Source organism: Agarivorans sp. Toyoura001 (genome assembly GCF_005405585.1).
Lineage (GTDB): Bacteria > Pseudomonadota > Gammaproteobacteria > Enterobacterales > Celerinatantimonadaceae > Agarivorans.
Genome location: NZ_BJEQ01000001.1, coordinates 431529 through 456419, shown reverse-complemented (window position 1 = coordinate 456419; position 24891 = coordinate 431529). Strand labels below are relative to the sequence as shown.

The window sequence follows — 24891 nt, the reverse complement described above, 5'->3', positions numbered from 1 at the left end:
TAAGGTCTTATTTTAGCCAGCGGAGCTTCAACTAAAATAAGCCAATAAACACTAAATCAGCATGACTAGTTTGCATGAGGTAGGGAATGAACCAAGTAGGATTAAGGATGTATCCGAGCAAGCCAAGCAAAGTGTATTTTTATGCCACTTGTTTGTTAGACGTGCTTGACCCCAACGGCGGATTAGCCGCAATTGAACTACTGGAACGCGAAGGCATAGAAGTGATTTGGGTGGAAAAACAAAGTTGCTGTGGCCAACCTGCTTACACGTCCGGTTATCAAGACCAAGCCAAAACGGTCGCCTTAAGTCAAATGGCATTATTCCCCAACAACTACCCGGTAGTGGTAATGTCTGGCTCCTGCGCAGGCATGATGTTTAAACACTATGCCGACTTATTTGCAGCCAGTGAACATGCCGAAAAAGCACAAGCATTTAGCCAAAGAGTGTTTGAATTTAGTGAGTTTTTGGCACGAGTATGCCGAGCAAACCTAACGGACACGGGCGAAGCAAGCTCAGTGGTATTGCATACATCCTGCAGTGGCCGACGAGAAATGGGCATACATACAAGCTCTGAGGCCTTATTGGCTCAGTTAGATAATGTTGAACTCAAACAAGCCGCTTACGATACCGAATGCTGTGGCTTTGGTGGCAGCTTTGCATTGCGGCATGCCGAGATTAGCCAAGCGATGGTGGAAGACAAAGCCTCTCATTTAAAGCTATCGGGAGCCGACTACTTAGTGAGTGCCGACTGGGGTTGTTTAGCTAACATTAATGGCCACTTAGCCTATCGTGGCGAGGCCAGCATGTTTAAAGGCCAACACTTAGCCAGCTTTTTATTAAAGCGCACTAAACCCGCTAGTGAGGCTAAAGCATGAGTGTACAACATTACCAAGCAAGCCAATTTAAACGCCAAGCCAGCGAATCGCTCGCCGACCAACAACTACGCCAGAACTTTCGCGGCGCCATGGATTACTTACAAAAAAAGCGCAAAGACGCCTTTAGTGATGAAGACGAATTAGCGCAATTACGCTTACACGCCGAGAACATTCGCCAGCGCTGCTTAAGTAAGTTACCGCAGTTGCTAGAGCAGTTAGAGCAAAATTGCCAAGCAAACGGTATTCAAGTGCATTGGGCCGAAGATACCCGCCAAGCCCAACAGCTGATTGCTGATTTAATCCAGCAAGCAGGGGGCAAAAAAGTAGTAAAAGGTAAGTCGATGGTTACCGAGGAAATCGAGCTAAATCACCATCTGGAAAGCCTAGGTATAGAGTGCGTAGAAAGTGATATGGGTGAGTATATTGTGCAGCTAGCAGAAGAAACGCCTTCGCACATTATTATGCCTGCTATCCATAAAAATAAGCAGCAAGTGGCGGATTTGTTCTTAGAGCATATCAAGGATTTTAATTATACCTTGTCGGTAGACAAGTTGATCCAAACCGGTCGAGAAGCCTTACGTAACAAGTTTAAGCAAGCCGATGTGGGCATTTCTGGGGTGAACTTTGCGGTTGCCGAAACAGGCACCCTTTGTTTGGTGGAGAATGAAGGCAATGGCCGCATGACCACCACCGTGCCACCCCTGCATATTGCGGTGACCGGTATAGAAAAAGTGGTGGAGCATTTAAGCGATGTGCCGCCACTGTTTAGTATTTTAACTCGCTCGGCCACTGGCCAGCACATTACCACTTATTTCAATATGATTTCGGGGCCGCGCCGCTCGCCAGAGCGCGATGGCCCGCAGCAAGTTCACTTGGTGTTATTAGACAATGGCCGTTCGCAAGCTTATGCCGATGACGTTTTGCGTAAAACCTTGCAGTGTATTCGCTGCGGCGCATGTATGAATCATTGTCCGGTCTATACCCGCGTGGGTGGGCACGCATATGGCACCACCTATCCTGGCCCCATTGGTAAAATTATTTCCCCACATTTACAAGGTTTAGAGCAAACCAGTGATTTAGTCACCGCCTCTAGTTTATGCGGTGCTTGTGAAGAGGTTTGTCCGGTGAATATTCCTATTCCCAGCTTGCTGCAGCGCTTGCGTCACGATGCAAAAATGCCTGCGGAGAGCGGCATTTCGTCACTAAAAGGCCAAGCCAGTGCTGCCAGTTTTAGCGAACACAATGCTTGGCGTTTTTGGGCGTGGTTAAGCACTCATCCAAAGATTTATCACCTCGCCACTCGCATGGTTTTAACCTTAGCGAGATATATTCCTTTACCTATGGGCGCGTGGACCCGTTGCCGTTCTAAACCAGAATTGGCATCACAGAGTTTTCATCAGCAAATGAAACAACGGGCAAATAAAGGAGCGAGCTTATGAGCAACGCAAGTGCATTGGCAAAAGCCAATATTATGCAGCGTTTAAGTGCGGTATCTGCGCTTAGCCCTAAACCGTCTGCTGGTAGCCATCAAGCGTGGCAAAGCCCTAGCCATGAGGTTTGCTTAACACGATTTAAGCAGCAACTAACCAACGCCCATGCTGAAGTGATAAGCATACCCAATGTAGAACAATTAACCGGAAGCTTGATTGAGTTAGCGGAGTTGCACCAATGGCAAAGCGCCATGTTAGGCACTGGGGGAGATTGGCATCAGCTGTTTACTCAGGCTTTAACATCGCGACTAAAACTCAGTGTTTTTGAGCAAAATTTCGAGCAGTACAAGTCAGATTTATTCAACAATACGTCGGTAAGCTTAACTGGGTGTGACGCAGGAATTGCCGACACGGGAACCTTGGTGCTTAAACCTAGTGCCGAAGAGCCGCGCAGTTTGTCGCTATTAGCGCCGTGCCATGTGGCTGTTATCAACGCCAGTCAAATCGTAGATAACTTTGCTTTGTTAATGGCTCAGCAGCAATGGCACCAAGGGCTGCCCAGTAATGTGGTGCTTATATCTGGGCCATCTAAAACGGCTGATATTCAGCAAACCTTAGCGTACGGCGCGCACGGCCCCAGCGAATTAATTGTGATAGTGATTGAGGGCGAATAAGCCGCCAAAAAGTATTTAATTGCCAATTATTGATAATAAATGGAATAGGATTACACCATGAATCAAGCCAACAGCCCGGCGTTAGAGGGATCTTACCAACAACTGTTTGACCAGCTTGCCGCAGAGCTGTTGCCCGAACAGCTGATGACCAGCCACGCTCAAACGCTGGCTTACGGCACCGATGCCAGCTTTTACCGTTTGATTCCCAAGTTAGTGGTAAAGGTAAATAACTTAGCGCAGTTGCAGTTGGTCATGGCTAGCTGTGCCCAATTAGCGCTGCCTTATACTTTTCGCGCAGCCGGAACCAGTTTATCGGGGCAAGCCATTTCAGATTCGGTATTGATATTATTAAGTGATGACTGGCGCCAGCATCAAATTCTGGAAGACGGCGATAAAATTAGCTTACAGCCCGGTGTTATTGGCGCAGATGCCAACCGCTACTTAGCGCCTTTTCAGCGAAAAATAGGCCCAGATCCAGCCTCAATTAACGCGTGTAAAATTGGCGGTATTGCGGCCAATAATGCTTCGGGAATGTGCTGCGGCACGGCGCAGAATTCTTATCACACCATGGCGTCTATTACGGTGGTATTTTCCGACGGCACGGTATTAAATACCGGTGATCCGCACAGCGTAGCAGCCTTTAAACGCAGCCATCAAGGTTTATTAGAAGGGCTGTCTGAACTCGCTCAAAGCACTCTGCAGAATAAAGACTTAGCCGACAAAATTCGCCATAAATATCGACTGAAAAATACCACTGGTTACAGCCTTAATGCGCTGGTGGATTTTAGTGACCCCTTCGATATTTTGCAGCACCTAATGATTGGCTCTGAGGGCACTTTAGCCTTTATTGCCGAGCTGACTTATAACACCGTGGTAGAACATCCACACAAAGCATCAAGCTTGTTGGTATTTGCCGATAGCGACACAGCATGTAAAGCGGTACAAGTATTAGCCGACCAGCCCGTAGCCGCGGTAGAACTAATGGATGGCCGCGCGCTGGCCTCTGTGGCAGACCAACCGGGCATGCCAAATTTTATTGCCAGCTTAGACATGCAGGCCTGCGCTTTACTAGTGGAAACGCGCAGTAGCCAAGCCGATGAACTGACCACACTCTGTCAACAAGTGATGGATAGCGTGGTCAGTTTCCCCCGCATCGGTGAGGTTGCGTTTACCACTAAATCGTCAGAAACCGCCGCCCTATGGGCCATTCGTAAAGGCATGTTCCCCGCAGTGGGGGCAGTGCGGGAAACCGGCACAACGGTGATTATCGAAGATGTTGCCTTTCCGGTAGAGCGCCTAGCCAATGGTGTACATGAACTACAAGCCTTGTTTACTGAGCATGGTTATCACGAAGCGATTATTTTTGGCCATGCCTTAGCAGGCAACCTGCATTTTGTATTCACTCAAGGTTTTGAAGACCCAGCAGAAGTCGCGCGTTATGGCCGCTTTATGGACGCCGTTAGCCAACTTGTAGCGGTTAAATACCAAGGTTCGTTAAAAGCCGAGCACGGTACAGGCCGCAATATGGCGCCGTTTATCGAGCTAGAGTGGGGCAGTGAGGGAGTAGCGCTTATGCAACAAATTAAGCAGCTATTTGACCCCCAAGGTCTGCTTAATCCCGGGGTGATTCTTAATCAAAATAGCCAAGCGCATCTAGAAAATTTAAAACCAATGCCAGCCGCCAACGAGCTGGTGGATAAGTGTATTGAGTGTGGTTTTTGCGAACCCGTGTGTCCATCGCGCAGTTTGAGCCTTAGTCCACGGCAGCGCATTGTATTATATCGAGAGCTTAGTGAATTGCGCCGCAGCGGCAGTAATGCTAAGCGTTTAACCCAACTAGAAAAAGACTTTAAGTACCAAGGCGTAGATACCTGTGCCGCGGTAGGCTTATGCGCCGACCGTTGCCCTGTGGGGATCAATACCGGAGATCTAGTTCGCCAATTACGCGAGCAACATTACGCCAAGTATAAAAATATCGCGCGTTGGACAGCCGATCATTTCTCAAGCGTGGCTAGCATCACGCGTTTAGGTTTAGGAACCGCTGAGTTAGGCCAAAAAGTGCTTGGTTCCAGCGCGATAAGCTCTATTAGTAAAGGCATTACAAAAGTCTCAGCGGGTAAGGTGCCAACCTGGAACCCCGCTTATCCCACCCGCGCTAAATACCAGCCGCCACAGCCGCGTTTTCACAAAGATAAAGTGGTATACATTCCCTCTTGTGCGGCGCGTACTATGGCGCCACAAGCTGATGCCATAGATCCTCGGCCATTGGTAGAGGTAACTTGTAACGTATTAGAAAAAGCCGGTTTTGAGGTAATTATTCCCGACAAGGGAGATGATTTGTGTTGTGGCATGCCTTATCACAGCAAAGGCATGCTCGATATTGCTACAGATAAATCCCAACAGCTTGAGGACATTATTTGGCAGCTTAGCGAGCATGGTCGTTGGCCTGTACTCATGGATACCAGCCCTTGTGCTAAGCGCAGCCAAGAGCAATTTACTCAGCCTCTCGATATTTACGAACCGATTGGTTTTATTCATCAGCATGCCCTAGATAAACTAAACATCGCCAAGCTAGAACAACCCATAATGCTGCATTTAACCTGCAGCTCGCGCCGTATGGATATGCACGATCCCTTGCTAGACATCGCCAATCGCTGCGCCCAGCAAGCTATATTGCCCGAGCATATCTATTGCTGCGGCTGGGCGGGCGACAAAGGCTTTACCACTCCTGAGTTAAATCAAGCTGCGCTAGCGCCATTAAAAGCCCAAGTACCAGAAGGCTGTACTCGTGGTTACAGCAATAGCCGAACTTGCGAAATTGGTTTATCGCACCACAGCGGCGTTGCGTATCAGTCTATTTTGTATTTGGTAGATGAAGTGAGTTTGTGATAAATGTTTTTAGGTGGCGAATAGTCTCTAGTTGTTCGCCATATGATTACTATTCGATGTTGCCTGCTAATTCGATAAGTGCTTTTAGGTCATCCCAGAGCCAGTACTTGCTCTGGGATGATTTGTTATTATATAACGAGGTATTTTTTGATAATGACATAAGCCAATTGTGTTTTGCTTGATGCTGGCGCGGTGAGTGGTTGAGCCCTAAAACTCCACCATCGGGTAGATATTCATACTCATAAGTTTGCCCGTAACCGCTTTCTTTTGTTTCTTTTGACAATATAACGCAGCTCATCGCTCTTGTTATATACTCCGAGATAGAAAGCTCTGGGACTACATTAAAACTATGATTTTCCGGAACAAATTTGGAATTATAATAATTAGTCCTAGTGCTATATGCATCTATCCCTTTATCCTGTTCAATTAAGCCTATAACTAAGGCTACTATATTAATGTGTTGAGTTTTATTCGACTGTCGTTTTGTCACGTCTACAGTTCTTAAACATGCATCTATTTTATTGATTAGCTGGTCAATATCTCGAATTTGTAAATCATAAGCTCTAGCTAAAACTGTGACAGCATTTTGTGTAGGTGACTCTGGCTGAGAAGAAAAATATGGGAATAAATCTATATTGGGATACTTAAAATCTGTACTACTCAAATAATGTTCTAAATCTGGTTCAGGCAAGCTCGCTTTTCTATCAAAAAAGCGTTTTAAATATTGCTGTGATTCGAATTCATTACCGTAAACGGCCTTGATTGAGTGACACAATTGCTTGGTATCGGTGGCAACCACAAATACAAAATTCTTTGTAGAGAAGAAGTGTTTGATTACTTCTAACATTTCGATCGCATAAGTAGGCCTACAGCGATCTAGCTCATCTACTAACACTACAACAGGAAGAGTGGCAGAGTAGTTTTGCTGAAGAATTTCAGCCAGTTGTCCTAATCCTGTACGAATTTCTTTAATAGCTTCTATTTGCTCAGCATAATCTTTAGTTAGCTGAGATCTGAAATTATCGGAATCGTCTTCAAATAATTGTTTGACGGTTTCCATTCCAATATTTGAATCGTTTAAGAGCTTTGCGCTGGCTATACCGGCAAGCCCTATAAGTGAGCCTTTTAAAGCTTTACTAAGAAATTGTTTTACTTGCTTAGTTTTTTCTTCTGAGCCTATACCGCTATTGAAGCTTTCCAATTGTGTCAGTAACTCGCTGGCAACAACTGTTAAAGGGTCTTTTGAAAAATCACTTTCCCATGCATCTATGTAGATAACGGGATGCTTCCTTTGTAGCAATAACGTGTAAAATCGTTTCAGAAACTCAGTTTTACCGGTCCCCCATGCACCATTTAGATTTAATACAAAACCATGTTTCTCACCAGTGATGTAATTAGCTAAAAACTCCCCATATTCATGTCTTTTCAGTTTGCAATTGCTGAAATTATGAGTGCTTTGCCATTTAGAAAATTTGGCATTTGTTATTGACAGCTCTGACATTTAGGTTGCTCGGTTAAGGAGGCAATATCCTTCGATGCTACAATTCTAAAACTTAAGATAAAAGGTATTAGCTACTTTATTGTCAAATTTATTGATACGAATGGGAGGTTAATCTAAAGAGTGATTTTATTTACTGTCCTGAGATCAATATCCTTTTTATCATACAAATACCCTTGTATCATGTTTTTACTCGTTTCCATCAATAAGATCCTGTAATGAACAAAGACACTAGCCTGCAAGCCGCTAAGGTATTACTTAGCAATCGCAATACCGATCAAAAAGTTGCGCGTTTAGCGCCTGAACTTCGCCCTCACACCATTGATGACGCGCTAGAGATACAAGCGGCAATGGCAGAATTACGCCACGATAAGATTGGTGGTTGGAAGTGTTTATTGCCGCCAGCAGAAGACAAAGTGATTGTGGCGCCTATTTTCACTGCCGATGTGCAAAGCGGTGCTCAGTGTGAGCTAATGGCCGATACTGGCATTGCCAAAATTGAACCAGAAATCGCTTTTGTTCTCGCTAAAGACTTACCGGCTCAAGCTGATGATTACAGCGAAGCGCAGATTAACGACGCGATTGGCGATTGCCACATGGCTTTAGAACTTATTCAGCGTCGCTTTGCCGACAGTGAAGAGGCTGCTTTTTTAGAAGTGCTAGCCGATGGCTTAGTTAACCGAGGTTTGTACTTGGGGCCTAAACTAGATAAAGCCAAGGCGTTTGCCGCCAGCAGCATTCAACTAAGCCTTAGTCAAAACGACAACAAACAAAGCTTTGAGGGCAAACACCCAAATCAACACCCTGTCAGCCCTATTTACTGGCTAATTAACTTTATGAGCAAGCGAGGCGTAAGCTTTAAGGCAGGAGAAGCGCTTATTACTGGCTCTTACGCTGGCATTGTAGAGTTGGAGTTTGATGTTGATACCTTGATTGAGTACCAAGATTTAGGCGCTTATCAAGTTAAGCTGGTAAAAGCCCAAGCTAGCTAGGCTTACCGAATGCTTTGGTAAACAAGCTTTCATCTAGAAAAGAGCCTTAGGGGCTCTTTTTTTATGTTTACTGTTAGCCTTTGGGGTTAATGCAGGCCTTTAAAGTAATGGGTATAGGCTGTTCTTTAATGAGGGCGCTTAAATAAATGGCAGAAGCTTTAGAGGGCTGTGATGTGGCCATGAAACCGCAAGTTAGAGGAAGGTGGTAAGGTTATAGGGCAATAAAAAAGGGAAAAACTATGCTTGGCCTTTCCCTTATTAGCGATTAACTCAGTGCTATTTATTTAGCAAAGTTAATAATTGGGAAACACTTGAAGAAACCATTGTCTGCACAGTTGATTAAACCAATTTGAACGCCGTCAATAGTATTTGTTTTGTTGAATATGCCTAACTGGAAGTTAGATTTTTCAGAAATACTGGCAACACCTATATCTGCTTTGGTGTAGCCTTCAGAGTAGTTAACCGCACTCCAGTTTAAGCCATTCACATCGTTAGTTACGTTCACTGCCGCTAAGTTAACACCGGTAGTTGAGCCAGTGTTCCAGTTAAACAAACCTAAAGAAGCACCTTTCATTTCTTCGGTCACTTTAGCGCCACCAAAGAATAAACCAAAGTTAACACCGGTGGTGCGTTTGGTTTCAGACATACCTAGTACAGAAAAATCCACACCTTTTACTTCGTCTACCTGGCCGTGAAGAACCGATAAACGTACGCCGCCAACAGCGTCAGCATCAGGTGCATTGTAGCCATTCATTGTTGAGAACATAACAGGTGCGCTAGCCATTGCAGGGGCAGAGACAAAAGCAGCTAAAGCTAAAGCAGGGATGAATTTTTTCAAAGGTAAATCTCCAAAATACACATCGATATCTTTGCTCTCATATCAATGTGTTAGTCAATTAAATAGGGCGCGAAGTATACATTAGAGATAGGTAATTGAAATACCGCATTGCTTATATCTACTATACGTCCTGTGTAAACTATTTGTTCCTAGTTAAATGGATCGCTGTATTTCTCATCGGCCAGCATATCGTGGTCGCTTAGGGTGTTTAAAAACGCGATCAGTGCTTGTTTTTCATCTTCGCTAAAGTTGAATTTTACCGCTTGGCCATCTGAGCCTAATAATGGCGCTCTTAAATTGGGATGAAGCTGAATACCGCTGCTGTAGTGCTCTATTACTTCATCTAAGTTGGTAAAACGGCCGTCGTGCATATAGGGCGGGCGAATGGCAATGTTACGCAGTGACGGCGCTTTAAATTTACCGTTATCGTTAGCTGTGCCGGTGGTTTCTGCAATACCTAAATCGTCACTAGATTCTGCATCTATCCCGTTAACGGTTGATGTAGTCGTACCTACTGGGCCATTTGGTATCGGGCCAACAAAGGCTTCGCTTACATGGCATCCGGCGCAGTTAGCACTGTCACCATTTTCAAGCTCTCTTGGTAGAAGGAAAAGATCTTTGCCAAGGTTTTCTTGAGCGCTAAAGCCGGGAAAATCCAAGCGTGGAGATTGTACTTCGGCTCTAGCGATATCGTATTTGGCGGTGGTGCTTACCATGCTTCTTATAAACTGTGCCAAGGCTTTTGATATGCGGTCACTTGAAATGCTTTGGTCGCCAAAGGCATCGTTAAATAGCGCAGGGTAATAGGCTTGATTAGCCACTATTTCTTCTAACTCGGCTAAAATAAGCCCCATTTCTACCGGGTCTTGAAAAGGCATAAGTACTTGCTCTTCTAAGGTGGCGGCACGTTCGTCCCAAAAGAAGCTGCCGCTAAAGTAAAAGCGCGCATTGACTATGCTCATCGAATGACGACGGGTTAGCTCACCGTTAAAGCCTTGGCTGAGTACCTTGGGATCGGAAAAGCCGTGCTCGGCTAAGTGGCAAGAAGCGCAGGCCGTAGTGCCATTGGCACTCAGTTTTTTGTCGTAAAACAATACTCGGCCTAGGGTTGCACCGGCATCGGTTATTGGGTTGTCTACTGGGGTATTGTCGAATTCAATAGCGGCATGTTGAAACTGAGATTGCGCGGGGAAGTTGTTTTCGGTGTAGTGCGTTGGCAGCGCAATGTTGGCGTAATTAAAGTGTTCACTGGGTAAGTTGAGTTCAGTTTCTGTTTCGATACCTGGTGGAATAGTCTCTGAGTCATCGTTGTTGCTGCTGGATTCACCTCCTCCACCGCATGCGCCGAGTAGTAAAACCATGCTTAGTTGTAACGCAATGTGCTTGTTCTTCACTGAAATGTACCTTAAAAATCCTTTTTTTTAACATAACAGTTGCTGTGTAAAGATACGTAAACCAGCGCAAACTCTGTTAATAATGTGACGAGTTTCCGCAAATTAGCGGGCTGTATTCGCTAAGCGCTTTTTGCGAAACCAAAGCCTGCTTAGGCTAAACAATTTTGCCGGGGGATATTCCCATCACTCGTTTAAAGGCGCGCGAAAAGGCGGCTTCAGAGTTGTAGCCCAGCTCTTCAGCTAACACCATTAAAGGGATGCGTTGCTGCTTTAAGCGTTGGTGAGCTAAGTTCATTCGCCATTCAGTCAGGTAGTTTTTAACGCTGTTGCCAATAAGCTGGGTAAAGCGAGCAGAAAAACCAGAGCGTGACATGCCACACTCTTGCGCTAATGAATTTACTGTCCAATTTCGTTCTGGCTGGTGGTGAATGGCGCGTAAGGCAATGCCTATGTGTTTGTCGCGTAGCGCGCCTAACCAACCTTCGCTGGCTTGGGGGGATTGCTCAATCCAATGGCGAATGAGCTGAATCACCAGTATGTCGGCCAGGTGAGTAATAATGGTTTCTCCACCTGGCCTTAGCTGCTCAGCTTCAGACGAAATAAGCGCCAAGCTGCTACTTAACCAATCTTGGTGTCCCAGCTCGGTGTGTTGCAATACCAGCACTGGCGGTAGCTGCTGAATAAGCCGCTGGGCAGCCAGTAAATCAAAGCCTAGAACCCCACAGGTTACCTCGGTGAGTTCGCCCGTTTGGTTGATCTTAAGTACTTCGTAACGCTCACTTATCCGTTCCACGCCAGCATCAAACAGCGGCGTGGGAGTAAGTTGTGGATCGCTGCTTAAGCTATGGCCTTTGGCATGGGGCACCAATACTAAAGTCCCTTGCTTAAGTCGCTGAGGTGCTAGGCCCTCTATGCTCAACCAGCATTGGCCTTTGGTTACGATATGAATCATTAATTTACCCGGCAGAATAGGCATGTCGAGTGACCAGTCGCCACGCACCGTTGAGCGGCAATAAAGGCTGCCATCTACGCGTAGTTGGTGCAGAGTCTCGCCCAAAGGATCGTTGGCTTGTGGAAACACCGGTGTGTTAACCCTGGTTGCTGATGGCATAGAGATTACGGCTATTTAGGACGAATAGTTAAAAATTGTAGATGTATAAGCATTAAGTATCCAGTTTTAACACGCGATACTAAGCCCGTGGATGAGCCACTACTTACTTATCTTTAACTAGGAGCACCCAAATGACTTCACACACAACTTTGATTGTTGGCGTAAACGGTAAAACTGGTCGACGCGTAAATAGTTTATTAACAGAGGCTGGGCGCCTTACCCGTGGGGTATCTCGCTCTACGTCTCCCTCTTTTGATTGGTTAAACCCTAGCACTTGGCAAGCCGCTATGCAGGGCTGTGATTCAGCGTATGTATGTTACCAACCCGATTTAGCAGTACCCGCTGCACAAGCGGCGATTGCTGAGTTTATTGAGCATGCAAAACAAGCCGGCATTCAACATGTTGTTTTGCTCTCGGGGCGCGGGGAAGATGGCGCGGTTGCTGCCGAGCGACAGTTAATTAAAAGCGGCTTAAGCTGGAATGTAGTGCGCGCTAGCTGGTTTTCGCAAAACTTTAGCGAAGGCTTTTTAATTGAGTCGGTAAACAGTGGCCAAGTGGCGCTACCACGCGCAGATGTACTAGAGCCTTTTGTTGATGTAGACGACATTGCTGAAGTGGCGGTAGCGTGTTTAACCCAACCGGCATTACACAATCAACTGTTTGAGGTAACAGGGCCCGAGCTGCTGAGTCTACGAGAATGTGTGGCAATGATCGCTAATGCCAAACAGCGCCCCATTGAGTTTGTTGAACTCAGCGTAGAGCAGTTTGTGGGGGCTTTAAAACAACAGCAATTCCCAGACGATATGCTGTGGTTAATGAATGAGTTATTTAGCGAAGTAATGGATGGCCGAAATAGCCATTTGTGTCACGGGGTCGAGCAAGCGCTTGGGCGACCCGCTAAATCATTCGCAGACTATGTAAGCGCAACAGCAGCGCAAGATATGTGGTCATAATTAGTGCCAGCCAGTGGGGAGCAATGTGCCGTTTGCTATCGTTCCTCACTGACTTACCTAGGTGAAGGTTTGAGCTTAGCGCGAATAGCAGGCGCAAAGGCTTGGTATTCAAGACGTTGATAACTGGGTTAATAAACATAGGACAACTATGCTCAATACATGAAAAGCTTTCTCTTTAGATTACGCGCTGGCTTATTGCTTACTTGCCCTATAGCGATTGCCTTCGCGTTTCCCTTTGTTATGCCGCTGATTCACTCTAGTGAGTTTTATGGTCATGGCAGTAATGCCGCGGCTTACAATATTCAACTGAACAATGGTGAGTCTTTAAGTGATTATCAAGGGCGCTTCACTTATTTGTTTTTAGGCTTTCAGGGCTGCAGCCAAGCTTGTCCTCGGCAACTTCTCAACTTAGCCGCACTGGCTAATTCAAATCAGCTCAAGCAGGCACAGTTTCTTTACGTAGACTTAGTAGCAGGTTCGGCGTCCAATGTCGTGGCCGAGCATTCTGTAGACAATGTGCTGTTTCGTCAGGTGGCTAATTTTCAGCAGGCCACAGAAGTGTCTCAGCAATTTCCTGGGTATGTTGCAAGCAACTTCGATGCTCAAATTGTCGATCATTCGGCTTATCTGTATTTGCTCGATCCTCGTGGTGAGGTAAGCCTAGTTTATACCCAAGTGAATCTTGAAATAGACAAAGTAATACAGGATTTCAAACAATTACAACAAGGTGAAATACTATGAACGCAAACCCTGCGCAATTAGCAGATAAGCAAGTGCTGTATATCTTATTGGCTCACCTTCCGGTAGTGGGACTATTAGTGCCGATTGGTTTTGCCAGCCATAGTTTTGCCTTAACGATGTCGATGCTAATATCGATTATTGCGTTACTTAATTACGCGTATTTGCGCGGCAGTCGAGTGTCTTCATGCATTAACGCTATGCTGTTGATGGTGTATTCCATGGTGATGATTCAAGCCCAGCTTGGCCGATTGGAGATGCATTTTCATATTTTTGCCGCCCTTGCATTTGTGCTTATTTATAAAGATTGGTTACCGATAATTGCTGCTGCGGGCATTATTGCCGTGCACCACCTCGTTTTTACTTATATGCAGTTGAGTGGCGTAACAGTGGCAGATGTTCCACTGATGATATATGCCACTGGCTGCTCTTGGGGAACCGCTATTGAGCATGCGGCCTTTGTGGTATTTGAAAGCGGGGTATTGGTGTTTTACGCGATTAATATGGCCAAAGATGCCAAGGTGTCCAATTCAATCATTGTGGCGGTAGGTAAGCTGGCTGCCAACAAAGATTTAACGGCGACTATCAACAACAACAAAGAGCACCCCACGGTTATCGCTTTTAATACCTTAATTAGTGAATTTAACGCCTTATTTGGCGACTTAAAACAATCGATTGTGGATATTAATGGTTTGGTGAGTGGGCTAAATCAACAAAGTGCTGAGACTAAAAACGTTGTATTGCAGCAAATGGAGCAGAGTGATTCGGTAGCCAGTGCATCGGTAGAATTATCTCAAGCTGCACGAAATGTATCTGATAACGCAGAGCATGCCGCAGGCGCCGCTGAATCGGTAGAGACACAGATTAAGTCTGGTTCGCAGCAAGTAGGCGAGTCGGTGGAGGCCACTCAAACCTTGAATAAACTGCTGAGTGAGTCTGAGGTATATACCAGACAGCTGAACGATAACGTTCAAGGGATTAATGCGGTGATTGAGGTGATTAAAGCCATTTCAGAGCAAACTAACTTATTGGCCTTGAACGCTGCCATTGAAGCCGCTCGAGCCGGAGAATTAGGCAGGGGCTTTGCCGTAGTGGCCGATGAGGTGCGGGCGCTGGCTGCGCGCACGCAAAAGTCTACTGGAGAGGTGAATCAAATAATCGACACGCTACAAACGAATGCTTCACAAGTGGTTGATTCAATGCAAAAAGGCTTAGTGTATTCCGACGAATCCAAAGCCAAGATAGAAACCGGTGGCAGTACTTTATCGTTAATTAATCGAAGCGTGAGTGACATGCGCGATGTGAATGCACAAATTGCTAGCAGTACTTCAGAGCAAACTGACGCATGTGATCAAATTGAACGAAGCATTAATGAGATTAGAGATAAGAATGAAACGCTGATGGGGCAAAGTCAGTTGTTAGCTGAAACGGCCAGCACAGTTGCTAATACTCTGGCATCGTTAGAGCAGCGTGTTGCTGTGTATCAAACTCAGGTGTAATTTATTGCTAAACGGCAAAGTATAGGCCTTTGCCGTTTATTATCGCTACTCAGTTAACGGAATTAACTGCGCTTGCTGCTGTTCAGGAATACTGTTTAGCATGGCAATAGTAAGCGATTCTTTGTTTTCTTTTTCGCTTTCTGTTAGCTCGGCAATGGCATTTTCTGGCAACTTGTACATGGCACCTGTTGCTGGATCTACGATTAACATGCCGATTAAGCCGCCAAACAAAATGTTACCAAAATACCAACCGTCTACACTGCTTTTAAGCTCGATAATTTGTTCTTCATAACCTTCTTTATTAAATACTAGCTGGTAGGTTTCGCCTTTAAAAAAACCAGCAGAAGCCTTTAACGTAAGGGTTTCTGGTGTTTGTCCATTCTGAACTGTTACTCCGGCTCTGTTTTTAATAGAGAAGCTGGCTTGGCTGGGAGTAGAATCAATAGCCACTAAATACTTACTGTCACTAACGATACTTGAGCAGCCTGACGCTAATAGAATAGAAAGGGCTATAACACTTTTCTTAAGCATGGATATTTTTCGTCCTTGATGTTTAAAGGTAAAACTTAGCAACACTAAGCAAGCCAAATAGAGAGCACTTAGCCGCCGCTACGTTTGGGTATATAGTAGTAAATTGGTTTAACGATTTATCTTTTGGTTGGCCAATTTGATGTTAGGGTGAGGATTTTAGTGTTTTTATACTATAAATCTATATAAGTTTACGCTGTATCGTGTAATTGTGAGCTGAGCCAATGTTAATGTCTGTGACATTAAGTTGATGTAAAGAAAAGGGAAAAACTATGTATCAAGGAAGTTGTTTGTGTGGGGCTATTCAAGTTGAAATATCGGGAGGTATCAATTCAATTATTCATTGCCATTGTTCTTTATGTAGAAAAAACAGTGGCACTGCATTTGCTACCAATGGCTTTGTGGCGACCAAAGGATTCAAAGTGCTAGAAGGGGTCGAAGATTTTGGTCACTATCAAACCTCTCCGGGGAAGGTGAGGCATTTTTGCAAAGTATGCGCATCACCTATTTATAGTTCCAACCAAGCGGATCCTAGTCGCTTAAGAATACGCTTAGGCATGCTTGATTCGGCGATAGTTGAGCGGCCAACATCACACAACTTTGTTAGCTCTAAAGCTAATTGGGAAGACTTAGATGCAGACCTCATTCGTAACGATGAATACGAGGACTCGCGCTTTTAAGTAAGATGAGAAGTAGAGACTAGCTAGCGCCCATCGTCGAGCAGTTTAAGTAATTCGTTCACCAACCAAGTAGTGAGTTTACTGTCTGGGCTATCGCAGCGTTTTACTATGCCAATTTCAAACTTCATATTTGCTAATAATGAATCACAATGCACCACTTGAATGGCATCTTTTATCCAATCATTTTGCGCAATATGCTTGGGTACAAAGGCCCAGCCTTGGTTTTTGGCCACCAACTCACTAATTAAATAGTAGCTGTCGATATACCAATGGCTGGGGCTAATAGGAACAGAGCTACCCAGACCAGCACGGTTACACTGCACTAGCTGCCGATACTGTTGTAGGTCCTGATAACGCAGTGATTCTAGCTCAACGAAAGGGTGCTGTTTACCCACAATTAGCGCTAATTCAAAATAGCCTAACGAGCCAAACATCACGTTGTCTGGCAAGGCTTTTTGACTCAGCATTAAGCCAATATCTAGCTGTCTATTTTCTATCGCCGCCGAGATGTCGTCTTGGGTACCGTTGGTTACCGTTAGCTGTAGGTAAGGAAACTGCTCGCCTAAACGCATAAACATCGAATGAATAGCTTCAATAGGAATCGCTTCATCAATCGCGATTTTTAAAGCTATTGGCTCTTTATTGGCGGCGGTTAAAGCGCGCGACTGTAATCGATGACATTGTTCTAATACCTGTTGAGCCTCAGGCAGCATTTGTTGACCAAGGGCGGTAAGAACCGGCAGCTTGGCACTGCGATCGTAAAGCTCGAAACCTAAATCGGCTTCTAAATTAGCAATGGCGCTGCTAATGCGTGACTGTGCTTTACCTAGTTTGCGAGCAGCAGCCGAAAATGAGCCTAATTGTGCTGCACTTACAAAGGCTTGTAGCTGATCAATGCTCCAATTCATACTAACTCACTTTTCTTATCTATCCGATATGCGGATAGAAGCTAACTCTTATGTATCTTTAAATCAACTATAATACTCGGTCTTAACCTTGAGTGAGTGGCATGCAGCAGTCTATTTCTATCCCTAATGAGCAATCGGTAAGTGCTAACTTTTGGCGCTTTGCTATTCCGTCTGTAGTGGCGATGTTAGTGAGTGGCTTGTATCAAGTTATCGACGGCATTTTTGTAGGGCATTATGTGGGCGCGCAAGGGCTTGCAGGCATTAATATGTCTATTCCCGTTATGGCGCTAGTTACCGGTGTGGGCCTAATGATTGGCATGGGTGGCGGCAGTATGTTGTCAATGTATCGAGGAGAGAACAACGACCGAGCCTGCCAGAATAGTTTAGCTTCAGCCTTGTTGCTGGTGGTGCTATTGGGATTGCTAATTAGCATAGTTCTGCAATTTGGTGACTCTCGCTTAATTGCTCTGCAAGGCGCAGAGGGCGAAGCGCAAAACATGGCGCAGCAATATTTGGGCATTATGTCGGCCGGGGCGTTAGTGTCTATCGCGGCAAGTGCTTTGCCATTGCTGGTTCGAAATGACGACAAACCCAATTTGGCCACCTTGTTTATTGTGCTAGGCGCTTTACTGAACATTGGGTTGGATTACTTGTTTCTCGCGCATTTTTCTATGGGCTTACGCGGCGCAGCTATTGCAACCTTAATCGCCCAGTCAGTCACTAGCTTATGTTGCGTGCATTACTTTTTCTCAGCTCAAGCTAATACGCCATTAAAAGGCAGCCGGTTTGAATGGACTAGTGCATCACGCATGATACAGCTGGGGTCTTCTAGCTTAATGATGTTTGTGTACTTTGGCTTTGTGATGGCCTTGCACAATAAATTGTTTATGAGCTATGCCTCGGCCACTCATGTAGCGGCTTTTGCCATAGTGGGTTACCTAGGCAGTGTGTATTACTTCTTTGCCGAAGGCGTCGCCAGTGGTTTGCAGCCGCCAGTAAGTTATTACTTAGGGGCAAAACAAATCAATAAAATTGCTCAAACCGTTACCTTAGCATTTTCGGTGACAGTGGGCTCTGGTATTGCCATTGTGGTGCTTCTTAACCTCTTTCCAGAATGGTTTATTGCGGTTTTTTCTAGTGGCGATGAAGCCTTAATGCAAGCCAGTAAAGCCGGCGTGCGTTGGCACTTAGCTGGCATCTTTTTAGATGGCTTTTTGTTTATCAGCGCTGTCTACTTTATGGCAGTGGGCGAGGCGAAAAAAGCGCTATTTGTATCGGCGGGAAACATGCTAATACAGCTTCCATTTTTATGGCTATTGCCACAGTTTATTGGCGTTACAGGCATTTGGATTTCGGTGCCTTTGTCTAATTTAGTGCTTAGCGCAGTGGTATTGCCGATGTTGTATTTTAATCTGCGCGATCTGCAGCAAAGGGCTGAGCCAGCGCCGAGTTTGGTCTGTTTAAATTCGTAAATCACTCGAGCTTAGGTCAAAGCGTTTGGACAGTAAGCACTTTAAACACCCAACAAACACAGAATTAACGTTTTAATTTAAAAAGGAATAGCAGTAAATGACAGGGAAAAGTCTTGCCAAATATGAACAAGAATTGAAATGGTTGGCGCTTGCCTTAGGTATTGTAAGTACTGTGGCCGCTGTGCAGGATTGGTATCCACTCACTATTTTTGTCAGCTTGCCTTTTTGTTTAATTTGGATTTATTGTGCGTGGTTGCATAGCGAACGTCAGCTTAAATACATTAACATCATCTTCTCTATTGTTTATGTCTACGGCATTGTGCGTTATTTTTTAGTGGGCTAACTCGCATCCTGCTGGCTACTGGTGTAGCGTAGGCACATCTTTTGAGTTGTATACGCTACCCGCTGAGTAAATATGGATATTAAACAGTACATTGATTATTTCGACGACATTTCAGACTTAGCGCGCGAGCAGCAATTTACTTTGCTGGAGCAAGCACTAGAGAGCATTAACGCCCGCTTTTCGTTTCCAATTTTTATGGTAATTCGCTACTTGGTGCGTATTGGGTTTATCGCTGTATTAAGTGGTGGAACATACCTTTTATTTGGCTATTCAATCTGGTTATTGCTTGTGTCTATTTTACTAGCCTTACTAGGTGCTAGGCTGCTTATAACAGAAATTACCGATTCACTTATCGCGAAAGCCCTTAAAAACATAGTCAGTAAGAATTAGTATCTTAATGCTGCTATTCTTTACTTTTCTCACCGTTACTAATTAGCGCAAACTGTTGATTATTATGATTTATATCAATTGCTTAGCCTGCTTATTTTAGTAGTCTTTTGAGACTTTTGTAGCCTCAAGGAATAGAGCAATGAGCAAGTGTGGGCAATGTCGCCAATTTACCCGAACTCCCGAAAACCAAAAAGATTTGTGTGGCGCGTGGGAACAACCAACAATGGCAGACCGCCAAGCTTGTGATTTTTTTGCACCTAAAGCAGCAGCGCGAAATTCCGCGTCGTTAACTTCCGAAAATCGCGAATAATTGTGGGTAATGGGTGTGTTCAGTAAGCTAGGTTCTACGTACTTTTAAGCTTGGCGCCAACCTCGTCATTATTGGGATATCTCCGTCTTTCTGCCACATTTTCTCCAATAGCTGCATAACCTGTTGGGCTATTTCTGGCACCGGCTGAGCAATTGAGCTTAGCTGGTAACCTTGCCAAGAAGCTGGTGGTACATCGTCACAGCCTACCACTCGCAGCATTTCTGGAATCGCAACTTTACTTACTTCACGGCAGCTATCTATTAAGCCCATCGCCAGCGCATCTGAGGCGCAGAAAATACCTTCTAATTCCCGTAGTGTGTCTATAGAGCGTACGCCTAACTCAAAACCTGCGCTGTAGCCATAGCGCCCTGCATCTAAACGAATTGGTGGCGTTGCACCTCGTTGGCTGAGGATTTCGCAAAAGCCTTGGTAACGTTCAATCGAGGCTTGACCATCGCTACGCCCAGCCACAAAACCAAGTTTGTTTAAGCCTTGGGTTAATAAGTGCTGGGCAGCTAAACGACCAGCCTCTACGTTGTCGGTTTGTACCGAAGGAATAAGACCGCGTTGGTCGGCTCGGCCCAGTGTAATTAAGGGTAAGGAGAGCTTTTGGCATTGCGCAAAGCTGTCGGCTGGTAGGGAGCCCATTACCGCAATAACGGCGTCTACTTGGTAGCCTGACAGACGTAAAATTGCGGCGTCTAGGTCTTCTGCTTGTTTCACATTTAATAGCATGGGTTGCTTGCCATTAAGCTGCAAAGTAGTGGAAAGCTCCTCAAATAGAAACGATTGAAAAGGGTTGGAGAAATCACTTATCAAAATCGCAACTAAATGGGAGCGTGAACGGGTTGCTGGGGTGCTTAAGGTACGGGCCAAAAAGTTAGGCTGGTAACTTAATTCTTTGGCTGCGGCCAAAATCTTTTCCCGCTTAGCTGGATTGATGCTGGCCCCTTCGGTAAAAGCGCGTGATACCGCAGAACGTGATAGGCCTAAATGGGCGGCAACATCAGATGCGGTCACTTTTTTATTTAACTGATTGATGAGCTTGCTCCTTGTGATTGTCGATACTTAGTAAGTCGCTAATCGCAGCATCTTTAGGCCAGGCCCAAACAGGGCCATGCAGCTGTTCAATAAGATGAGGAGCGGTGCTTAGATTGGCTTCTTGGCAGATAATTTGGGCAGCCATGGCATCCCAGATATTTACTTCCCCCATGTAGCAGGCATCTAACTCGCCAGTGGCAACTTGAGTTAAGCCCCAAGCAGCTGAACCATTAACCCTTACTTGGTGGCCTGCATCAATTAGTGCTTGGCTATGCGCCATATATTGCTGGGGAATGCCTGGTTGATAGTTAAGATTTAAACCCACCACTAACTGTTCTTTGGCCGCTGCCCGCGGCTTTAGTGCCTTAGCTTTTCCATCCACTATTTCAAATGCACCTTTGCCACGCACTGCGTAAAGTAGTCGCTGCAGGGCAGGGGCGACAATAATGCCTAAAGCAGGCCCTTGTTCATCGGCGAAGGCTAGGCTAACTACGAAGTCGGCTTGGCCATAAAGAAAGTTGGTCGTGCCGTCGATGGGGTCAACCACCCAACAAGGGGGCTGGTAGCGGCCACCATTTTCTTCACCTAAAAATTGATGCTGGGGAAAAGCGTTAAGCAAGGCTTGGCGAAGGTAGCTTTCTACCTCTTGATCAGCTTGGCTTACCCAATCTTGGTGACCTTTGCTGGTTATAAGTAATGCGTCGCGTCGCTTAAACCAATCTATAGCTAATTCACCGGCGTGTTTTGCGATGGGTAAGGCGCTGGCTAATATTCGGTCTAGTGAGTTAGGCGACATGGCTAGTTCCTTGGTTTGTTGGATGCTCGATGCTGCATAACACTGTTCCCTCTTCGGCCAAACGGATGTTTGCGGTTGTTTGGACTAATTTGGCTAACCTAGCTCGTACGCTTGGGTCTATGTGATAAAGCCGCCACAGGCTATTTGCTTTACAAGGTAAGCCTTTAATATCTTGCCAAGAGCCATGGCTAGAGTGGTGTTCTAAGGTTTCACATTCCAAAAATACCCAGTCTGATTGAGCCGCTAGTTGTTCGCCTTGCTCTGATAACAGGCCATCGCCAGAATAAAACAAGCGGTGTTGGTCGGTATTACTTAGTTGCAAACTCAAATTGCTGACTGCGTGGCGAGTCGCGGCAGTTTTTATGCTCCAAGGACCAATGGTTGATGTGGTTGCGCTGTCTTGCCAAATAACTTGAAAACCCAACTGCGTTTGCGGCCAATAAGCAAATTCAATTAAAGGTTTTAGCACTGCCCATTGGGTTTGCTGGGCAATGATGTAAATGGGCTTTTTACGGCCTTGGGCATCCATCCAATTTATTAAGCTGGTTAAGCCCAAGCAGTGATCTGGGTGACTATGGGTTACATACACCGCGTCAATTTGCTCTGGCGTTATCTGCTTGGCAAATAGTGCCTTGGGTACCGACGGTCCACAGTCTATTAGCAAACTAAAACAGTCTTGTTTGAGTAACAAACTAGCATTGGTATGCTGGCCGTCGTAAGCGTCTCCACAGCCAATCACTTCGGCACTAAACTTATGCGGCATTAGATACCTCTAGTGCGTTAATACGTTGCTCATTGTGATCAAAAAAATGTAGTGTTGAATCGCTCAGTTTTAGCGGCAGCTGTTGGCCACAGTTATAGAGTTCGCTGCTTTCCACTACAAACTGGCTACCTGCTAGCTCGCCGTAATAAAGCCGAGCGTGGCCTAATGGTTCAACTACCGAAATTGTCATATGGCAATCGGGGTGCAGTTTATCAACAGTTACTTGGTTTGGCCTTAAACCTACCGATTGAGTATTACTAGGCAAGCTAATGTGATTAAGCAGCGAGCTAAACGCATCATGTGGAATAAAGTTCATCACCGGTGAGCCAATAAACGCTGCGACAAACTTATTGGCCGGTTGGTTATAGAGTGTTTCTGGTGCGCCAATTTGAGCAATCTCACCTTGGTTAAGCACCACTATTTTATCGGCGAGAGTCATCGCCTCTACTTGATCGTGAGTAACATAAATCATGGTGGTTTTTAGTTGCTGATGCAGCTGCTTTAAGTAAACCCGCATTTCGCTGCGAAGTTTTGCATCTAGGTTAGACAAGGGTTCATCAAACAAAAACAAAGCTGGCTCACGCACAATGGCGCGACCAATTGCCACCCGCTGGCGTTGTCCACCAGATAATGCCCCCGGCAAGCGTTTTAGCAGCGGGGTTAGTTGCAGTTTTTCGGCGGTTTCGTTTACCAACTGCTTGGTTTTACTTTTGCTTACGCCAGCCATACGCAATGGAAAAGCCATGTTTTTTTCTACCGACAAGTGCGGATAAAGTGCATAGGATTGAAACACCATGGCCACTTCTCTGGCGGATGGATGCACGCCATTTAGGGTTTTGCCGTTAAGGGCAATGCTGCCTTTGGTGATCGATTCTAAGCCTGCAATCATGCGCAGCAGGGTAGATTTTCCGCAGCCCGAGGGTCCAACAAACACCACAAATTCACCATCATTAATGCTTAAGTTTATCTCTGGGATAACTGTGTGGCCGTTGTAGGCTTTACCAACTTGTTTTATTTCAAGAGTTTTCATTTGTAAATGTCCTATTTCAATCCCATGGAAAAACCACGTAACAAATAGCGCTGCATGTAACCTGCGAGTGCCAGCATGGGTAACGAAGACACAATGCCGATGGCCATTAGTTCTCCCCAAGCGGTGCCGTCTTCGGTCATAAAGTTTGAGATAAATAAAGGGATGGTGAATTTGTCGGGGGTATGAATAAACAGTAACGAGAAGAGAAACTCGTTCCAGCCTAAAATCATGGCAAAAATAGCCGTAGCAACTAATCCGGGGGCGCATAGTGGAAATACCACAAAGGCTAAACGTTTGAGCAAGTGAGCTCCGTCCATTGCGGCAGCTTCTTCAATTTCTAGAGGAATATCGCGAATAAAGCTCAGCAACATCCAAATACAAAATGGCAGGGTATAAACCTGATAAGCCAATACCAAACCTAACTGACTGTTTAGTAGCCCAAGGGTATTCATTAAAGAGTAAAGCGGCACGGCAACTACAATTGGTGGCATCATTTTTACTACTAACACCGCCAGCAAAAATAGGTTGTCTAGCTTTGCTGGGAATCGATAACGTACTAGCGCGTAGGCTGCAAAAAAGGCAATGCACAGCGACACCACGGTGGCAGAAAGCGCAATAAATACTGTATTGGCCACCAGTATTGGCAGCTCTCCATTTAGCAGTGCTTGAAAAGAAGCAAGACTGATTTGCTGTGGAATTAGGTTAGCTCCAGCATGGAAGATCTCGCCAGGCGATTTAAAGGCAGTGCTAAACATCCAAACAATGGGCAGAATAAATAGAGCTACCGCAGACCAAACAAAAAAACGGTGTAAATAGCGGCTCATTGTTTGCCTCCCTTCATTACTCGGTGGGCGTAAAACAAGGTCATTAATAGCGAGATGGCTAGCATGACTAATGCTGCCGCACTGGCCATACCTAAGTTAAAGAAACGAAAACCATATTTATAAACAAACATTGAAAGGGTTTCGGTGGCGTTGCCTGGACCTCCTCCCGTCATGACATAAACTTTATCGAAGAGTTTGAAAGCGTCGATAGAGCGCAATAAAAACGCCAACATTAACTGCTTTTGAATTAGTGGCAGTGTGATAAAGGCAAAGGCACGCCAGCCTTTAGCACCATCTACCATCGCTGCTTCGCCAATGTCTTTGGGGATAGATTGCAAGCCTGCCAATATGATTAAAAAAGCCATGGGGGTCCACTGCCAGGTGTCTACTAGCGCAATGGCGTACAGCGCTAAATCGGGGTTAAATAACCATTCTTGAGCTGGTAAGCCAATGGCTACAAGTGCACTGTTTAAAAGGCCAAAATCGTAGTTATACCAGGAACGCCAGATTGATGAACATACCAGTGTAGAAATCATCATCGGGTAAATGATTATGGGCAGAGCAAAGCGGCGGCCAGAGAACTTTTGGTTAAATAGCAGCGCCAGCCATAAACCAAGTAGTACCTGAGCAGAAGAGGCTACAAGTGTAAAAACTAAGGTGTTTTTCATGGCGGCGATGAAAAAGAAATCTTCAAACAATTCTACAAAGTTAGCTAAGCCAACAAACTGATATTGTTTGCTTAGATAATCTACGCTGCCAAAGGCGTTAATCATTACCGAGCCAATAGGGTAAACAGCCAACAGCCCCAGTATTGTTAGGGATGGCAATAACAGTGCGGTCAGCTGTTTACGATTCTCAAATAACATTCAATCACTCCAACTTGGCTCTACTAAGGTAGAGCCAAACATCATGGAT

Annotated in this window: 25 protein-coding genes; 13 read left to right on the top strand and 12 right to left on the bottom strand. The window is 45.3% G+C overall.

Annotated elements, in window-relative coordinates; translation table 11 throughout:
• Nucleotides 1-107 precede the first annotated feature (107 nt).
• From FFR00_RS02120 to FFR00_RS02105, 4 genes are read left to right on the top strand one after another with little or no spacing between them, the layout of a single operon-like run.
• Nucleotides 108-875 carry a (Fe-S)-binding protein gene (locus tag FFR00_RS02120; protein ID WP_235836136.1) on the top strand — a complete coding sequence of 256 codons (768 nt, stop codon included), beginning with the start codon at nucleotides 108-110 and terminating at the stop codon, nucleotides 873-875.
• The gene (locus FFR00_RS02115) at nucleotides 872-2314 is read left to right on the top strand and encodes a LutB/LldF family L-lactate oxidation iron-sulfur protein (protein ID WP_137671702.1); all 1443 of its coding nucleotides are present in this window, start codon (nucleotides 872-874) and stop codon (nucleotides 2312-2314) included. Before FFR00_RS02120 ends, FFR00_RS02115 begins: the two co-directional genes overlap by 4 nt.
• On the top strand, nucleotides 2311-2979 hold the full coding sequence (locus FFR00_RS02110; protein WP_201798669.1) for a lactate utilization protein C: 669 nt from the start codon (nucleotides 2311-2313) through the stop codon (nucleotides 2977-2979). The genes FFR00_RS02115 and FFR00_RS02110 overlap by 4 nt, the downstream gene beginning before the upstream one ends.
• A 57-nt stretch (nucleotides 2980-3036) precedes the next feature.
• Nucleotides 3037-5868 (top strand): FAD-binding and (Fe-S)-binding domain-containing protein, encoded by a 2832-nt coding sequence (locus FFR00_RS02105; protein ID WP_137671701.1) that lies wholly within the window; start codon nucleotides 3037-3039, stop codon nucleotides 5866-5868.
• Between the two features lie 49 nt (nucleotides 5869-5917).
• Here the strand turns inward: FFR00_RS02105 and FFR00_RS02100 are convergent, their stop codons facing one another.
• Nucleotides 5918-7369, bottom strand: coding sequence for a P-loop NTPase fold protein (locus tag FFR00_RS02100; protein ID WP_174235916.1), 1452 nt, complete (start codon nucleotides 7367-7369; stop codon nucleotides 5918-5920).
• Between the two features lie 215 nt (nucleotides 7370-7584).
• Here FFR00_RS02100 and FFR00_RS02095 point away from each other — a divergent pair, with 215 nt between their 5' ends.
• The gene (locus FFR00_RS02095; protein WP_137671700.1) at nucleotides 7585-8358 is read left to right on the top strand and encodes a fumarylacetoacetate hydrolase family protein; all 774 of its coding nucleotides are present in this window, start codon (nucleotides 7585-7587) and stop codon (nucleotides 8356-8358) included.
• Between the two features lie 280 nt (nucleotides 8359-8638).
• Here FFR00_RS02095 and FFR00_RS02090 read toward each other — a convergent pair whose 3' ends face one another.
• The 3 genes from FFR00_RS02090 to FFR00_RS02080 form a co-directional block, all read right to left on the bottom strand.
• Entirely contained in the window at nucleotides 8639-9196 is a 558-nt protein-coding gene (locus FFR00_RS02090; protein ID WP_137671699.1) for a VC2662 family protein, read from the bottom strand.
• Nucleotides 9197-9345: 149 nt separating this feature from the next.
• Nucleotides 9346-10590: a cytochrome-c peroxidase gene (locus FFR00_RS02085; RefSeq protein WP_235836135.1), complete on the bottom strand. Its 1245-nt coding sequence runs from the start codon at nucleotides 10588-10590 to the stop codon at nucleotides 9346-9348.
• Nucleotides 10591-10744: 154 nt separating this feature from the next.
• Entirely contained in the window at nucleotides 10745-11701 is a 957-nt protein-coding gene (locus FFR00_RS02080; protein WP_137671698.1) for an AraC family transcriptional regulator, read from the bottom strand.
• 131 nt (nucleotides 11702-11832) lie between these two features.
• Here FFR00_RS02080 and FFR00_RS02075 point away from each other — a divergent pair, with 131 nt between their 5' ends.
• The 3 genes from FFR00_RS02075 (at nucleotide 11833) to FFR00_RS02065 (ending at nucleotide 14891) form a co-directional block, all read left to right on the top strand.
• Nucleotides 11833-12654 carry an SDR family oxidoreductase gene (locus tag FFR00_RS02075; RefSeq protein ID WP_137671697.1) on the top strand — a complete coding sequence of 274 codons (822 nt, stop codon included), beginning with the start codon at nucleotides 11833-11835 and terminating at the stop codon, nucleotides 12652-12654.
• Between the two features lie 159 nt (nucleotides 12655-12813).
• Nucleotides 12814-13395, top strand: coding sequence for a hypothetical protein (locus FFR00_RS02070; RefSeq protein ID WP_137671696.1), 582 nt, complete (start codon nucleotides 12814-12816; stop codon nucleotides 13393-13395).
• Nucleotides 13392-14891 (top strand): methyl-accepting chemotaxis protein, encoded by a 1500-nt coding sequence (locus FFR00_RS02065; RefSeq protein WP_154675866.1) that lies wholly within the window; start codon nucleotides 13392-13394, stop codon nucleotides 14889-14891. The genes FFR00_RS02070 and FFR00_RS02065 overlap by 4 nt, the downstream gene beginning before the upstream one ends.
• A gap of 45 nt (nucleotides 14892-14936) precedes the next feature.
• Here the strand turns inward: FFR00_RS02065 and FFR00_RS02060 are convergent, their stop codons facing one another.
• Nucleotides 14937-15422, bottom strand: a complete 486-nt coding sequence (locus FFR00_RS02060) for a hypothetical protein (RefSeq protein ID WP_137671695.1) — start codon at nucleotides 15420-15422, stop codon at nucleotides 14937-14939.
• Between the two features lie 269 nt (nucleotides 15423-15691).
• Between FFR00_RS02060 and FFR00_RS02055 the strand changes: the two genes are divergently transcribed.
• Complete coding sequence (locus FFR00_RS02055; RefSeq protein ID WP_137671694.1) at nucleotides 15692-16099, top strand: GFA family protein; 408 nt, start codon at nucleotides 15692-15694, stop codon at nucleotides 16097-16099.
• Nucleotides 16100-16122: 23 nt separating this feature from the next.
• On the opposite strand, the gene FFR00_RS02050 is transcribed toward FFR00_RS02055, so the two are convergent.
• Nucleotides 16123-17007, bottom strand: coding sequence for a LysR family transcriptional regulator (locus tag FFR00_RS02050; protein WP_137671693.1), 885 nt, complete (start codon nucleotides 17005-17007; stop codon nucleotides 16123-16125).
• 101 nt (nucleotides 17008-17108) lie between these two features.
• Between FFR00_RS02050 and FFR00_RS02045 the strand changes: the two genes are divergently transcribed.
• The 4 genes from FFR00_RS02045 to FFR00_RS21745 all read left to right on the top strand — a co-directional run bounded on the left by FFR00_RS02045 (nucleotide 17109) and on the right by FFR00_RS21745 (nucleotide 19522).
• Entirely contained in the window at nucleotides 17109-18479 is a 1371-nt protein-coding gene (locus FFR00_RS02045) for an MATE family efflux transporter (RefSeq protein ID WP_137671692.1), read from the top strand.
• 97 nt (nucleotides 18480-18576) lie between these two features.
• On the top strand, nucleotides 18577-18822 hold the full coding sequence (locus tag FFR00_RS02040; protein ID WP_137671691.1) for a peptidase: 246 nt from the start codon (nucleotides 18577-18579) through the stop codon (nucleotides 18820-18822).
• Between the two features lie 72 nt (nucleotides 18823-18894).
• Nucleotides 18895-19212, top strand: coding sequence for a hypothetical protein (locus FFR00_RS02035; RefSeq protein ID WP_137671690.1), 318 nt, complete (start codon nucleotides 18895-18897; stop codon nucleotides 19210-19212).
• Between the two features lie 139 nt (nucleotides 19213-19351).
• Nucleotides 19352-19522 carry a hypothetical protein gene (locus tag FFR00_RS21745; RefSeq protein WP_174235915.1) on the top strand — a complete coding sequence of 57 codons (171 nt, stop codon included), beginning with the start codon at nucleotides 19352-19354 and terminating at the stop codon, nucleotides 19520-19522.
• Between the two features lie 27 nt (nucleotides 19523-19549).
• Here the strand turns inward: FFR00_RS21745 and FFR00_RS02030 are convergent, their stop codons facing one another.
• Genes FFR00_RS02030 through FFR00_RS02005 form a run of 6 tightly spaced genes read right to left on the bottom strand, consistent with a single transcriptional unit; the run spans nucleotide 19550 to nucleotide 24842 of the window.
• Entirely contained in the window at nucleotides 19550-20542 is a 993-nt protein-coding gene (locus FFR00_RS02030) for a substrate-binding domain-containing protein (protein ID WP_201798668.1), read from the bottom strand.
• Nucleotides 20543-20546: 4 nt separating this feature from the next.
• Nucleotides 20547-21359 (bottom strand): inositol monophosphatase, encoded by an 813-nt coding sequence (locus FFR00_RS02025; RefSeq protein WP_137671688.1) that lies wholly within the window; start codon nucleotides 21357-21359, stop codon nucleotides 20547-20549.
• Complete coding sequence (locus FFR00_RS02020) at nucleotides 21349-22122, bottom strand: MBL fold metallo-hydrolase (RefSeq protein WP_137671687.1); 774 nt, start codon at nucleotides 22120-22122, stop codon at nucleotides 21349-21351. Before FFR00_RS02020 ends, FFR00_RS02025 begins: the two co-directional genes overlap by 11 nt.
• On the bottom strand, nucleotides 22112-23152 hold the full coding sequence (locus FFR00_RS02015) for an ABC transporter ATP-binding protein (RefSeq protein ID WP_137671686.1): 1041 nt from the start codon (nucleotides 23150-23152) through the stop codon (nucleotides 22112-22114). Before FFR00_RS02015 ends, FFR00_RS02020 begins: the two co-directional genes overlap by 11 nt.
• Before the next feature lie 11 nt (nucleotides 23153-23163).
• Complete coding sequence (locus FFR00_RS02010) at nucleotides 23164-23976, bottom strand: carbohydrate ABC transporter permease (protein WP_137671685.1); 813 nt, start codon at nucleotides 23974-23976, stop codon at nucleotides 23164-23166.
• The gene (locus tag FFR00_RS02005; protein ID WP_137671684.1) at nucleotides 23973-24842 is read right to left on the bottom strand and encodes a carbohydrate ABC transporter permease; all 870 of its coding nucleotides are present in this window, start codon (nucleotides 24840-24842) and stop codon (nucleotides 23973-23975) included. The genes FFR00_RS02010 and FFR00_RS02005 overlap by 4 nt, the downstream gene beginning before the upstream one ends.
• Between the last annotated feature and the right edge of the window lie 49 nt (nucleotides 24843-24891).